Source organism: Micromonospora sp. WMMD737, assembly GCF_049179055.1.
GTDB lineage: Bacteria > Actinomycetota > Actinomycetes > Mycobacteriales > Micromonosporaceae > Micromonospora > Micromonospora reichwaldensis.
The window spans coordinates 3,110,139-3,123,086 of the sequence record NZ_JBMHMH010000001.1 but is presented as its reverse complement, the minus strand read 5'-3'; the positions used below and the strand labels follow the sequence as shown (position 1 = coordinate 3,123,086).

Annotated in this window: 12 protein-coding genes; 3 read left to right on the top strand and 9 right to left on the bottom strand. The window is 74.6% G+C overall.

The window, feature by feature from the left end; genetic code table 11:
- Positions 1–58: 58 nt before the first annotated feature.
- From ACN27A_RS13285 to ACN27A_RS13270, 4 genes are all read right to left on the bottom strand, one after another.
- Positions 59–964 (bottom strand): L,D-transpeptidase, encoded by a 906-nt coding sequence (locus ACN27A_RS13285; RefSeq protein ID WP_421453057.1) that lies wholly within the window; start codon positions 962–964, stop codon positions 59–61.
- Between the two features lie 84 nt (positions 965–1,048).
- A complete protein-coding gene (locus ACN27A_RS13280) occupies positions 1,049–2,497 on the bottom strand; it encodes an alpha-amylase (protein ID WP_421453055.1) in 1,449 nt (482 codons plus the stop codon).
- 197 nt (positions 2,498–2,694) lie between these two features.
- Positions 2,695–3,144, bottom strand: coding sequence for a hypothetical protein (locus ACN27A_RS13275; RefSeq protein ID WP_421453052.1), 450 nt, complete (start codon positions 3,142–3,144; stop codon positions 2,695–2,697).
- A 149-nt stretch (positions 3,145–3,293) separates the two neighbouring features.
- Complete coding sequence (locus tag ACN27A_RS13270; protein ID WP_421453049.1) at positions 3,294–3,794, bottom strand: YcxB family protein; 501 nt, start codon at positions 3,792–3,794, stop codon at positions 3,294–3,296.
- A 71-nt stretch (positions 3,795–3,865) separates the two neighbouring features.
- Here ACN27A_RS13270 and ACN27A_RS13265 point away from each other — a divergent pair, with 71 nt between their 5' ends.
- The 3 genes from ACN27A_RS13265 to ACN27A_RS13255 all read left to right on the top strand — a co-directional run bounded on the left by ACN27A_RS13265 (position 3,866) and on the right by ACN27A_RS13255 (position 7,462).
- Positions 3,866–4,291, top strand: coding sequence for an NUDIX domain-containing protein (locus tag ACN27A_RS13265; protein WP_421453046.1), 426 nt, complete (start codon positions 3,866–3,868; stop codon positions 4,289–4,291).
- A 73-nt stretch (positions 4,292–4,364) separates the two neighbouring features.
- Positions 4,365–5,999 carry a hypothetical protein gene (locus ACN27A_RS13260; protein WP_421453043.1) on the top strand — a complete coding sequence of 545 codons (1,635 nt, stop codon included), beginning with the start codon at positions 4,365–4,367 and terminating at the stop codon, positions 5,997–5,999.
- A complete protein-coding gene (locus ACN27A_RS13255) occupies positions 5,996–7,462 on the top strand; it encodes an NADH-ubiquinone oxidoreductase-F iron-sulfur binding region domain-containing protein (RefSeq protein WP_421453041.1) in 1,467 nt (488 codons plus the stop codon). Before ACN27A_RS13260 ends, ACN27A_RS13255 begins: the two co-directional genes overlap by 4 nt.
- Positions 7,463–7,483: 21 nt before the next feature.
- Here the strand turns inward: ACN27A_RS13255 and serS are convergent, their stop codons facing one another.
- The 5 genes from serS to ACN27A_RS13230 all read right to left on the bottom strand — a co-directional run bounded on the left by serS (position 7,484) and on the right by ACN27A_RS13230 (position 12,897).
- A complete protein-coding gene (serS, locus tag ACN27A_RS13250) occupies positions 7,484–8,767 on the bottom strand; it encodes a serine--tRNA ligase (protein ID WP_357580470.1) in 1,284 nt (427 codons plus the stop codon).
- Between the two features lie 112 nt (positions 8,768–8,879).
- Entirely contained in the window at positions 8,880–9,956 is a 1,077-nt protein-coding gene (locus ACN27A_RS13245; protein ID WP_421458453.1) for a MerR family transcriptional regulator, read from the bottom strand.
- Between the two features lie 90 nt (positions 9,957–10,046).
- Positions 10,047–11,228: a saccharopine dehydrogenase family protein gene (locus ACN27A_RS13240; protein WP_421453037.1), complete on the bottom strand. Its 1,182-nt coding sequence runs from the start codon at positions 11,226–11,228 to the stop codon at positions 10,047–10,049.
- A gap of 44 nt (positions 11,229–11,272) precedes the next feature.
- Positions 11,273–12,451: a zinc-dependent alcohol dehydrogenase gene (locus ACN27A_RS13235; protein WP_421453035.1), complete on the bottom strand. Its 1,179-nt coding sequence runs from the start codon at positions 12,449–12,451 to the stop codon at positions 11,273–11,275.
- Positions 12,448–12,897 carry a hypothetical protein gene (locus ACN27A_RS13230; protein WP_421453032.1) on the bottom strand — a complete coding sequence of 150 codons (450 nt, stop codon included), beginning with the start codon at positions 12,895–12,897 and terminating at the stop codon, positions 12,448–12,450. Before ACN27A_RS13230 ends, ACN27A_RS13235 begins: the two co-directional genes overlap by 4 nt.
- Positions 12,898–12,948: the final 51 nt, after the last annotated feature.

Genomic DNA, 12,948 nt, shown 5'->3' with positions numbered 1-12,948 from the left:
CCCGGGTGCGACGCGTTCCGGGAACGCTGCCGGCCGTGGGTGCCGGCGAACGGAACCGTCAGGCCGTCGGGGGCGGGGCGGGTAGCTCGTCGACCACCACGACCTCGGTGCCGGGTCGCACCTCGGCCAGCAGTTCCCGCTGCCCGCTCTTCGTCAGCCGGATGCAGCCGTTCGTGGTGTTCCGGCCCAGTTCGCCGTCGTGGTACCAGCTGTGGATGCCGATGTGCGCCCCGCGCAGGCCGGCCGGCACCGAGTCGGGGTCGTCGGGCACCGAGCCGAGGGCGTAGATGTCGACGCCCCCGTACACGCTCTGCGGCGGCGGGGTGCGGCCCAGGATGAAGGTGCGGCCCAGCGGGGTCTCCTGGCCGCGCTGGCCGAGGCTGACCTCCCAGCTGCGCACGGCCCGGCCGGCGCGGTACCAGGTGAGGCGGTGGTGCCTGCGTTCGATCACGATCTGGTCGGCCAGCGCCACGGTGGTGTGGCCGCCGGGCGGCAGCCAGGCGAGCGTGCGGTTGGCCGACGGGAGCAGCACCGCCGTCCAGCCGGCCCGCCGCTGGGCGATCGGCATGGTCAGCTCGACGCCGCTGATGGTGGGGTCGAGGAACGCCAGCGGACGGCCGCCGGGGGCGGTGTAGGCGGCGATGCGGCGGGTCGGGTGCAGGCCCTCGGTCAGCGGCGTGGTGTCCATCGTGTCCGGATCGGCCGGGAAGCCGGTGGGTGCCGGGCCGTAGTCGACCACCGGCAGGTCGTCCGGCGCGGGCGCGGCGACGGGCACCCGCTCCGGCGCGGCGCTGGTCGGGGCCGCGCCGGTCGGCGCGGGCGGCCCGACGACCGGCGGCGCGGTGGGCTCGGCCCCGGGGGTCAGCACCCAGCCGGTGGCCCCGGCGGCCAGCAGGAGCAGGGGTACGCCGACGGCGGCGGCCAGCGCGCGGACGTGTCGCCGGTTCATTCGGTCAAAACGCACAAACTAACTGTAACGGGTGAACCGCAGCGAAACCCCGTCCCGGCCGGAATGCCGGGCCGGGACGGGGTCCGCAGGGGTGGAGCCTCAGCTCAGTCGCGCGCCCACGTGGATGGCGATCGCGTCGTGGGCGGGCACGTTCGCGGCGAACCAGCCGCCACCGTCCACGGTGATCACCGGCCCGCTGCACGTGCCGTTGCTGAAGGTGCCGTGGACGACGTCGCAGTAGCGACCGGCCGGCAGCCCGCTCTGGTACGACCGGCCGTTGACCGCGGAGTCCTCGTCGTTGATCGTGACGTAGCCCTTGCCGGACCGGCCGAAGGCGATGTGGTTGTTGCCGTTGTCGTACCAGTTGACGACGCCGGCGCCCTCGGTGGCGTTGCGGAAGCCGACCATGTTGGCGATGACCGGCCAGCGGTGCTCGCACTCCCAGCCGGAGTAGCAGGTGGCGTTCAGGGTCCGTCCCGAGCCGTCCGAGGGCGGGCCCTGGTCGCGCTGGCTGAACGTGTAGCTCGACATCACCGTCGGGGAGCCGTACGGCCAGGCGAGCATGAACGCGTTGGCCAGCGCGTAGATGCCCCGGTCGCGGTAGGTCAGCACCCCGCCGACGTCGCGCTGGGTGTCGTGGTTGTCCACGAAGACGGCCGCCGAGGAGCTGGGCAGGTGCCCCCACCCCTCGCCGAAGTTGCGCAGGTAGGCCAGCTTCTCGGAACGGAAGACCCGGGCCAGATCCTTGCCGTAGCGGAACTCGTGCACGTCGCCGTTGCCGGTGTACTCACCCGGCTGGATAGGCTCGCCGGCGCCGTGGATCACCTCCTGCACGATGTACGCCGAGCGGGACAGCTTGCCCCTGATGGCGGCGATGTCGGCGGCCGGCATGTGCTTGCTGGCGTCCATCCGGAAGCCGTCGACCCCCAGCGAGAGCAGGTCGTTGAGGTAGCCGGCGATCTTCGTCCGGACGTAGTCCGACTCGGTCTTCAGGTCGGCGAGGTTGACCAGCTCGCAGTTCTGCACCTCCCACCGGTCGTTGTAGTTGGCGATGTCGTCGCCGCCGTTGCGGCCGCAGTGGTGGAAGTCCTGCGTCTGGTAGATCCCCGGGTAGTCGTAGTGCCCGTACGACGAGCCGGCCCAGCCGGTGCCGCCGTTGTCCTGCCCGGACATGTGGTTGACGACCGCGTCGACGACCACCTTCACCCCGGCGGCGTGGCAGGTGTCGACCATGGACTTGAACTGCGCGCGGGTGCCCTTGCGGGACTCGATCCGGTAGCTGACCGGCTGGTACGCCAGCCACCACTGCGAGCCCCGCACGTGCTCCTGGGGCGGCGAGACCTGCACCCAGCCGTAGCCCTTCGGGCCGAGATTGGTGCGGCACTCGGTGGCCACCGACGACCAGTTCCACTCGAAGAGGTTGGCGATGACCTTCTTGCCGCCTGCCGGGGCCGCGCCGGCCGGGGGAGCGGTCGCAGCGGTGGGGACGATCAGGCCGGCGATCACGCCGAGGGCGACGATCGCCGACAACCGTCGACGTCTCTGCATGGAGGACTCCTGACGGGGATGTGGGGGACGGGCGGTGGCGAGGCCGGGAGGCCCCGATGGTGCCGGGATCTTGCAGTACGGCTTGAAAATTTCCGAAAGGTTACAAGCGCATTGCAGGCACTGTCAATGCATGGGCATGTGTAAATGCCTTCGGGTTGTCGGCCTCGTGCGACGGCCAGGCGTCTGCGAGAGAGCGGTCAGGTGGCTGCGTCGAGCCAGCGCCGCCAGCTCGTACGCGTGGGAGCCTGCTCCGGATGCGCGGCCACCTGGAGGACGAACTGTGCCCGGAGCCGGACCAGGGGATCGTCGGCGGACGTCAGCATCGCCACCTCATGGAGGAACGGCGAGTCGTGGAGCTGACGGACCAGCCTTGCGTACCGCCAGTCCTTGCATCGGTACGGCCGCCTCAGCGCCGCGAGGATCAGCTCAGCGATCTCTGGCCTGATGGTCTCCGGGAGACCGCCCCGATCGAGCCGGCGAAGGAGCACCTCCTTCGTTCCCCAGCGGGACCACAGCCACGACTCCGGCGCTCCCCACTCGTCGGGATACTCCGCCTCCCACCGCAGGTAGAGGGCGGCGATCGGCGCCCACCGTGCGCGGCCGGCGCGGTCGTCGTCCGCAGCGTCCAGGATGCCGAGCGAGCGCATGGTGGCGTACGACCGGCTCGACCGCCACCAGGTCGAACAGCCAGGAGTAGTCGCCGCGCGGCTCCGCAGACACCATGGCAGCTTGCCATCCCCGCCCATCCAGGAAGCGGCAGGCTTCAGCAGAGGTGCCGGCTCGGCCTGAGAACCTGTCAGGCGGAGCCGGCGAGCAGCCCGCGATCGGCCATGAAGGCTCGCAACGTCTCCGCGTCCTCAGCGGACATCAAGCGGCGGGGGATGACGGTCGCCGGCATCCGGCCGACGTACACGATCCAGAACTCGGGGGTGTCCCGCACCCGAGCCACCCCGTCCCAGGCGATACCGCCGGACTCCGAGCCGCTGCGCATCATGATGTTGTCGTCGGTGATGTCGTAGGCACCCTCGACGGCGTAGCGACCGGAGCGCCGCCGGGCCCGCCACTGCACCCACGGCGAGTACAACATCGACAGCACGCCACCCAGGGCCATCGCCATGCACAGCGACGAGACCCGGTCACCCCACGAGAACCCCCGCGAGACGGCAAACCCGATCGCCCCGACCGCCACCAGCGCCGCACCGACGTAGCCGAACTTGCGCAACCGGACACTGCCGAGCGCAGCGGCCACGCGGCCCGGGTAGGCGGGATCGGCGGGGACGTCGAAACGGATGTGCACGCCAGAACGATAGTGCCCCCTCACCTGCCTCGTTGCGGCGGATCGGGTTACCACGGTGGCACAATGCGCCTGTGTCGATCTCCGCGGAAGGTTCTCCCAAGGCTCGCATCGTCACGGGGTTGCTGCGGGACGACAACCGGGTGCTGTTGTGCCACCGATCCCCTGAGCGCCGTTGGTATCCCGACGTCTGGGACATGCCCGGTGGGCACGTGGATCCCGGGGAACTGCCCGGCGCGGCACTCGCCCGGGAGCTTCGGGAGGAGCTGGGCATCGACATCGCGGCGCCGTCGGGTCCGCCCGTGCACGAAGTTCATGCCGACACGTTCGACATGCAGATCTGGCTGATCGAAGCGTGGACGGGGTCTCCGGTCAACGCCGCGCCGGACGAACACGACGCCATCGCGTGGTTCACCGAGGACGCGCTCGGAGAACTGTCCCTGGCTCATGACAGCTATCTCGCCTTGTTCGGCAAGGTCCTCGGCGAGCACCGAGCCTGACCACGACCGGACCCTCTGAAGATCACACGCGGGCCTCCGCTCCGGCACCGGTGCGCGGAATTTCCGCGCGCCGATGATCCGCCCGCCCCGCCCGTCCGTACTCGATGGGGAACAGGGCCGGCCGGTGGTGCGCCGCCGCGAGACGATCGAGGAGCAGATGGCCCGGGCACAACGGAACCAGAAGCCGCCCACCGTCCGGACCACCAGCACCAGCCGGGGGGCCCGCACCCGGTCCCGGCCCGCGGTGGCCCTGCTGACCCTCTCGGCGCTCGCCGCGCTGTGGGCCGCCACCATGCTGACCGGCGCCGGCTCGGCCGCGTACGCGTACGGCTTCTTCTTCACCGAGTTCTTCGCCGGGGTCGTCGCCCTCGTGGCGTTGAGCCTCACCGTGATGATGGGGCTGCTCGCCACCGACCGGCTGGTGCTGCTGATCCGGCACCGGGTGCTGCTCCAGTCGGCGCACCGGGCCACCGGCATCCTCGGCGTCGCCGGGCTGGTCTGCCACGTGCTCACGAAGATCGCCACCGGGCGGGCGGCGAGCACCGACGCGGTGGTCCCCTTCGTCGGTGGACGGGGCCTCTACGTCGGCCTCGGCACGGTGTCCGCCCTGCTGATGGTGAGCGTGCTCTGGACCGGTGTCGTCCGGGCCCGCTTCGCCGGGGTCGGCCCGAAGTGGCTCTGGCGGACCCTGCACTCGGCCGCGTACCTCTCCTGGCCGTTCGCCATCGTGCACGGGCTCAACGCCGGGCGGCCCGCGAAGCCCTGGGTGCTGCTGAGTTACCTCGCCTGCGTCCTGCTGGTCGTGCTGGCGCTGCTGGTCCGCCTCTCCGTCAGCCTCGGCCGGCGCCGCCGGGAGCAGCACCAGGCCGCCGCGATGAACCAGGCCCTGGCCGGGCGGCCCGCCGAGGACGCCCCGCGCCGGTCGCTGTTGCGGGGCCGGACCCGACGCGTCGACCGGGCGGCGGAGCCGGAGAGGCGGGCAGGGACCTGGGCCGGCGCCGCGATCGCCGGTACCACGGTCACCGGCACCTGGTCCGCTCCCGCCGCGCGGCGCCGCGACCCGGAGCGGTTCACCGTGCCGGCCGTGCCCGAGCCCGGCACGCTCCGCGACCCGGCACGCCCCCGCCGACGCGCGGCGGAACTCGCCCCGGCCAGTCGGCGCCGGGGTGAGGAGGCGCCCACGTCGACCGGCCGCCGACGCGAGGAGCCCGCGTCGATCAGTCCCCGGCGCGAGGAGGCGCCCGCGTCGACCGGCCGCCGCCGGGGCGGGGAGGAACCCGTCCCCACCGGCCGCCGCCGCGCTGGCGAGAGCACTCGCCGGGACCGGGCGGAGCGGGACGGGGCGCGGCGCCCCGCCGCGCCGCCCCGCCGCCGGGAGGAGGCCGAGGAACCCTGGGACAGCCCGCGCCGCTGGGAGCCGAGCGACCCGATCTCCGCCGGTCCCGTGTCCGCCGCGCCGCGCAGCAGCGGTGGCCGGCACAGCGTCGAGGACGACCGGGACCTCGAACCGGACTACTGGCGGCCCCCGGTCCGGTACGTCCCCGAGGAGGTCCCGCTGCCGGCCGACGACACGCCGACCCTGGTCGACCTCGCGTCCCGGCGGGCACGCCGTGCCGCCGGCGAGAGCCGGTCGGTGCGCCGCCGCCGGGTCAACGCCGACGCCGTCGACGGGGCGTACTGGGCCGGGCTGCGGGGTGAGGCGAGGTGATCCGGAGGACCGTGCCCCCGGTGGCGTGCGTCGGCGAGCCCCGGCTCACCGCCGGCTTCGCCGAGTTCGGCCGGCTCGACCTGCCCGCCCACGAGGAGGTGCACGGGCCGGTCGGGCCGATGGAGCCGGCCACTCTGCTCCGGCTCGCCGAGGGCGTACAGCTCAAGGGCAAGGGCGGCGCGGGCTTCCCGTTCGCGAGGAAGCTCCGCGCGGTGCTGGAGTCCTGCGAGCGGCGGGACCTCCCGGCGGCGGTGGTGGTCAACGCGACCGAGGGGGAGCCGGCGAGCTGGAAGGACAAGGTGCTGCTCACCCGGGCCCCGCACCTGGTCCTCGACGGCGCCGCGCTGGCCGCGTACGCGCTGGACGCCGAGGAGATCGTCGTCGGGGTGGCCGACGACGGGGTGGGCCGCGACTCCCTGACCGAGGCGCTGGAGGAACGCCGGATGCCGGTGCCGACCAGCATCGTCACCGTGCCGCACCGGTTCATCTCCGGCGAGGGCGGAGCCCTGGTCAACGGCATCAACGGCCTGCCGCACATCCCGCCGGGCACCAAGCGACGCTCCAGCGACTCCGGCGTCGGCGGCCTGCCCACCCTGCTCTCCAACGCCGAGACGTACGCCCAACTCGCGGTCGCCGCCCGGCTCGGCCCGTACGAGTACGCGGCGCTCGGCACCGACGACGAGCCGGGCACCGTGCTGCTCACCGTCACCGGAGCGGCGGGACGCCCGGCGGTCGTGGAATGCGCGGCCGGCACCCCGCTGCGCGAGATCCTCGACCTGTGCGAGGTGCCGGACGGGCCGGGCATCCTGACGGGCGGCTACCACGGCAGGTGGATCACCCGGGAGGCGGCCGACCGGGCGGAGATCTCCCGCAGGGGGCTGGCCGCCGTGGGCGGCACCCTCGGCGCGGGCATCCTCGTCCCGCTCGGCGCGGACACCTGCCCGCTCGGCGAGGCCGCCCAGGTGGTGCGCTACCTGGCGGGTGAGTCCGCGGGGCAGTGCGGCCCGTGCCGGATGGGCCTGCCCGACCTGGCCCGCGCCGTCGACCTGGCGGTCGCCGGCAGCGCCCCGGTGGAGGTGGTCCGCGCCGCCGCCGGCGACGTGAAGGGCCGCGGGGCGTGCAGCCACCCCGACGGTACGGCCCGGTTCGCGCTCTCCGCGATAGAGGTGTTCGCCGAGGACCTGCGGCTGCACACCACCGGCGAGGGTTGTGGCCGGCGGGTCCGGGCGGTGCTGGGCCTGCCGGGCGCCCCCGACCCGAACCCGCAGCGGCTCACGCTGGACTGGTCCCGCTGCGACGGGCACGGGCTGTGCGCGCACGTGGTGCCGGACTTCATCCGGCTCGACGGAAACGGCTATCCCGCCTTCCCGCCCACCCCCGTGCCGACCTGGCTGCGCGAGGGCGCGCGCAAGGCGGTCAAGGTCTGCCCCGAACTCGCGCTGCGACTCACCCCCGCCCCGTGAGGGGCGGGGGAGGCCGGCGGGTCAGCGGGGGGTGAGGCGGTCGGTGCCCAGGCGGGCCTGGAGGACCTCGGGGACCAGCACCGAGCCGTCGGGCTGCTGGAACTGCTCCAGGATGGCCGGGAAGAGCCGGCTGGTGGCCAACGCCGACCCGTTGAGGGTGTGCACGAAGCGGGTCTGCTTGCCGCCCGGCTCGCGGTAGCGGATGGCCGCCCGGCGCGCCTGGTAGTCGCCGGCCCAGGAGACCGACGACACCTCCTTGTACTTGCCGGTGCTCGGCATCCACACCTCGATGTCGAGGGTCTTCTTCATCGACGCGCTGGCGTCGCCCGCCGACAGCAGGGTGCGCTGGTAGTGCAGGCCCAGCTTCTCGACCAGGCTCTCCGCGTGCAGGAGCATCTCCTCCAGCGCGGCGTCGGCCTGCTCCGGCAGGCAGAACTGGAAGATCTCCACCTTGTTGAACTGGTGGCCCCGGACGGTGCCCCGCTCGTCGGAGTGCGAACCGGCCGCCTCGCGGCGGTAGCAGGGCGTGTACGCGAACGCCTTCAGCGGCAGCTTCGCCGTCTCCAGGATCTCGTCCTGGTACGCCCCGAGGATCGCCGTCTCCGAGGTGGGCAGCAGGAACTGCCCGCGCGGGGCGGACTCCCGGTCCAGGTGGTAGACGTCGTCGTAGAACTTCGGGAACTGCCCGGCGGCGAAGCCGGCGGTGTCCAGCAGCAGGTGCGGCGGGAGCAGGAACTCGTATCCGGCGCTGATGTGCTCGTCGACGAAGAAGTTGAGCAGCGCCCACTCCAGCCGGGCGCCCATGCCCGTGTACATCCAGAAGCCCGAGCCGCCGAGCTTGACCCCGCGTTCGTGGTCGACCAGGCCCAGCATCCGGCTCAGCTCGATGTGGTCGCGGACCTTCTCGATCGCCGGCGGCTCGCCGAAGGCCCGGACGACCCGGTTGGCCTCCTTGCCGCCCGGCAGCACGTCGTCGGCGGGCAGGTTGGGCAGCTCGCTCATCACGGTGCGCAGCCGCGCCTGCACCTCGTCCAGCTCGGACTCCAGCTCGGCGAGCTGCTTGCGGCCCGCCTCGGGCGTGGAGACCTCCGGCTCGGTGCCGGCGCGCTTCGCCGCCGCGTAGGCGCGCGCCTCGGCCTTGCGGCGCTGCCGCTCGCCGTCGATGCCACTGATCAGGGCGCGGCGTTCCTGGTCGAGCCGCTGGATCTCGTCCAGGGCGCGGTTGACCTCGGCGGGATCCAGTCGCTTCGCCAGCGCGGTCGCCACCGCCTCGCGATCCTTCCGGATCAACTCCATGTCGAGCATGCTGCTCCGTACGCTCCGTCCGGACGTCGGGTGGACCCACCGATGCTACCGTCGCGGCCCGGTCGCGCCCCGGCCCGGTCCAGACGACCTCCGCCGCGCTTACATCAGGCGGTCAGAGCCGGATGGGCATCAGGACGGAGAACGCCTCGGCGTCGTCCGGCCGGCGCACGGCCAGCGGGGCGATCGGCCCGTCCAGCTCCAGCAGCAACTGGCCCCGGCCGGCCGCGTCGAGGGCCTCCAGCAGGTAACCGCCGTTCACCCCGACGCGGAACGCGTCGGACTCCCCGGCCAGCTCGTCCGCCCCGAGCAGCCGCACCCCGCCCCGGCCGTCCGGGCCGAGCACGGTCACCGGGAGCGGGAGGCCGTCGTGCCGCCGGGTGACGACGGGGGCGTCGGCGCTGGTCAGGGCCGCCCGCAGGGCGTCGGCGTCGACCGTCAGCCGGTGCGCCGGCCCGTCGTCGGACGTCGGGCGGAGCAGCCGGCGGTGGTCCGGGAAGTCGTACGGCAGGGCGGCGGCGTCGACCGTGCGGCCGGCGACGGAGACGGAGATCGTGCCGGCGGCCACCGTCAGCCAGGCCTCGGGGGTGCTCCCCGCGCCGGTGTCGAGCAGGGCCCGCACCTCGTCGACGAAGGCGACCGGGGCGAGCACCCGCACCGCCGGCCCGTCGACCCGGGCGTCCGCCCGCGCGACGGCCAGCCGGTGCCGGTCGGTCGCCACCAGCCGTACGCCGTCGACGTCGGACTCGAACAGCACGCCGGCCAGCACCGGCAGGTCGGGATCGGCGCCGACGGCGAAGCGGACCGCGTCCACGGCGGCGGCCAGGTCGGCGCGGGACAGGACGAGACGGGTGGTCATGGCGGGCTCCCCGGGGTCGATGAGCGTACGGATCCGGGAGAGCTCCCTGCGGGCGTCGGCGAGACCGTCCTCCAACCGGCGCAGGTGCGCGTCGAGCAGGCGGTGGATCTGGGCCGGCTCGGACCGCAGCGCGGCGGCGATCCCGGCGACCGGCATGCCGATCCGGCGCAGCCCGGCCACCAGCCGGGCGGGGGCCACCTGGTCGCCCGTGTACCAGCGGTAGCCGGTCACCGGGTCGACCAGGGCCGGGGCCAGCACCCCGGCCGAGTCGTAGAACCGCAGGGCGCTCACGGTCAACCCGCTGGCCCGGGCCAGCTCGCCGATGCTGCGCAGGTCGCTCTCCACGGCGCCGATCCTGTCGTCTCAACCTGGTCGAGGGTCAACCCGCGCGGGGCCGGGCGGCCCGACGGTCGGGGCCTGCGCTCAGCGGGGCCGGTCCAGCACCCGGAATGTCATCCCCGCCCGTACCAGCCGGTCCAGCAGCGCGTCGCCCATCGCGGTCACCGGGGTGACCTGCCCCGCCGTGGCCGGCAGTTCGTCGCCGGCCAGGCAGAGCGCCGACTCGCCGAGCATCTTCGCCGTCTCGTCGTAGCCGGGGTCGCCGCCGGCCACCTCGGTCAGCACCCGCCGCCCGCCGCCCGTGGCGACGAACCGGACCCGGAACCAGGACTTCGCCCGCTGCTGCGGCGTCGGTCCCTGCCCGGAGGCGAGCCGGCCGAGCAGCCAGCGCCGGGTCGGCGGCAGCTTCACCAGCGCCACCAGCCCGCCCAGCCCGAACCCGCCGGCCAGCACCGTGGGCAGCCGCTTCACGGCCGCGAAGTGCCGGTAGCGGAAGTCCGGCCCGTACTCCGGGCGGGCGGCGGCCGAGCGGCGGACCACCTGCGGGTCGATGGTCGGCAGCGGCACGATCCACATGCCCAGCTCCTTCGAGCGGGCGAGGCGGCCGGGCACCGCGCGTACCCGCCGCCCGGTCGGTCGCGGCTCGACCTGCCGCCGCTCGCGGGCCGCCCGGGACGCCTCGGCGGTACGGGAAAAGGCGGTGAGCGCCGAGTGGTACGTGCCGGCGGAGAACCGCCCGCCGGCCCGGACGAAGCCGTCGACGGTGATCGGCACGTCGTCCGGGAGGTGCTTGAGCGTGAACCAGACGCCCAGGTCGTGGGGGACCGAGTCGAACCCGCAGGCGTGCACGAGCCGCGCCCCGGTGCGCTGCGCCTCGGCGTGGTGGCGCACGTACATCAGGTCGACGAACTCGGGTTCGCCGGTGATGTCGAGGTAGTCGGTGCCGGCGCGGGCGCAGGCGGCGACCAGCGGCTCGCCGTGGTGCACGTACGGGCCGACGGTGGTGGCCACCACCCGGGCGCTCTCGGCGACCGCCCGCAGCGACTCCGCATCGGTGACGTCGGCGGTGAGCAGGGGCAGCCCGGCCAGCGCCGGGTCGATGGCGGCCAGCCGGTCCCGTACGGCGGCCAGCCTGCCGGGGTTGCGCCCCGCGAGCGCCCAGCGCAGCCCCGGTGGAGCGTTGCGGGCCAGGTACTCGGCGGTCAGCCCCCCGGTGAAGCCGGTGGCCCCGAAGAGGACGACGTCGTACGTCCGCTGCTCACGCATCTACCGAGTCTGCCACCCGGCACGGCGGGGCGCAGCGTTGCGCCTCAGCCGGCGGCGGCCGGAAGATCGGGGCTGAGTACGGCGCGGACGCAGCCGTCGGCCCGGTCCCGGAACAGCGCGTATCCGTGCGCCCCCCGCTCCAACGGCAGCCGGTGGGTGGCCAGGTGCTCGGTACGCAGCTCGTCGCGGGCCATCCGCTCCAGCAGCATCGGGATGTAGCGCTGCCCGTGCTGCCGCGCGCCCCGCACCGTCAGCCCCTTCTGGGTGACCGCCCCGAGCGGGAAGGTGTCGACGAAGCCGGTGAACTCGCCGAGCAGGAAGACCGAGCCGCCCTTGCGGCAGGCGTGCACGGCCTCGCGGACGGCGGCCGGTCGCTCGGCGCCGCCGGTGAACCGCTCGGCCAGCGACCGGGGGCCGTGCCCGTCCCAGGCCGCCCCGACCGCCTCGACGCACACGTCCGGCCCCCGCCCGCCGGTGCGCTCATGCAGCTCGGCGACGACGTCGGCGCGCCGGTGGTCGATCGTCTCCGCGCCGGCGTGCCGTTCGGCCATCCGCAGCCGCTCCTCGTCGGCGTCGACGACGACCACCCGCTCCGCGCCGAGCAGCCCCGCCGCCCGGGCCACGAGCTGCCCGACCGCGCCCGCGCCCCAGACCGCCACCACGTCGCCGGGGCGCACCTGGCCGAGGTCCGCGCCCATCCAGCCGGCCGGCGCGGCGTCGGAGGCGAACAGGGCGCGGTCGTCGCTGACCGCCTCCGGCACGGCGAACGCGCCGACGTCCGCGTACGGCACCCGGACGTACTCCGCGTGGCTGCCGGCGAAGCCGCCCATCGCCCGGGGCTGGCCGAACGCCCCGCCGGTGGGATGGCCCCAGGCCGCCTCGGTGACGGCCGGGTCGGCGCTGCCGTTGTCGCAGCAGGAGGGGAGGTCGCGCCGGCAGTACCAGCAGCTGCCGCAGGCCACCGACGAGCAGACCACCACCCGGTCGCCGACCCGGTGCCGGCGTACCTCCGGCCCGGCCTCGACCACCTCGCCGAGGAACTCGTGCCCGAGGACGTCCCCGACGGCGAGGAACGGCACCCGACCGGCCAGCAGCGGCAGGTCCCCGCCGCAGGTGGCGCTCTGCCGGACCCGGACGATGACGTCGTGGCCGTTGCGCAGCTCCGGGTCGGGCACCTGCCGTACCGCCAGCTCGCCCGCGCCCACCCAGCACAGCGCCCTCACCGCGGCGGTCCCGGCGGACGGTCGGCCGGCCAGCGGTCCGCGCGGAGCACCTCGCCGGTCTCGGCGAGCTGCTTGACCTCCCGCAACGCCCGCCGGACCAGCAGCCCGGGATCGTCGCCGACCAGGTGGGCGGCGAGCCCCGCCGGGGCCGCCGCGCCGGGCACCGGCCGGGCCGCCAGCTCCGTGCCCCGGCAGCCGGGGGCCGGCCGCAGCTCGACCTGCACCGCGCCGCCGAGCCGGCGCAGGGGCTCCGGCCAGCGGCCGCCGGGCAGCACCTCGCCGGGGGGGCGGTCGACGGTCACCACCTGCCAGCGCGCGGGCCGCGGGTCGGCGCCGGCCGCGCGGGGCCAGGCCGAACCGCGTCGCCGTACGGCCAGCGCCCGGCCCGCCGCCGCGACGGCGAGCGCCACCGCGGTCGCGCCCGCCAGCCGTCGTCTCCGATCCACCTCGGTCCCGCCTCCCGGTCCCCTTCCACGCCGGACGCGCACCGGCGCGCG

Coding starts and splice junctions, on each gene's coding strand:
- serS (WP_357580470.1), bottom strand. CDS start 8,767: ATGCTCGACATGGAGTTGATCCGGAAGGATCGCGAGGCGGTGGCGACC.
- ACN27A_RS13260 (WP_421453043.1), top strand. CDS start 4,365: ATGATCCGCCCGCCCCGCCCGTCCGTACTCGATGGGGAACAGGGCCGG.
- ACN27A_RS13280 (WP_421453055.1), bottom strand. CDS start 2,497: ATGCAGAGACGTCGACGGTTGTCGGCGATCGTCGCCCTCGGCGTGATC.
- ACN27A_RS13240 (WP_421453037.1), bottom strand. CDS start 11,228: ATGCGTGAGCAGCGGACGTACGACGTCGTCCTCTTCGGGGCCACCGGC.
- ACN27A_RS13275 (WP_421453052.1), bottom strand. CDS start 3,144: ATGCGCTCGCTCGGCATCCTGGACGCTGCGGACGACGACCGCGCCGGC.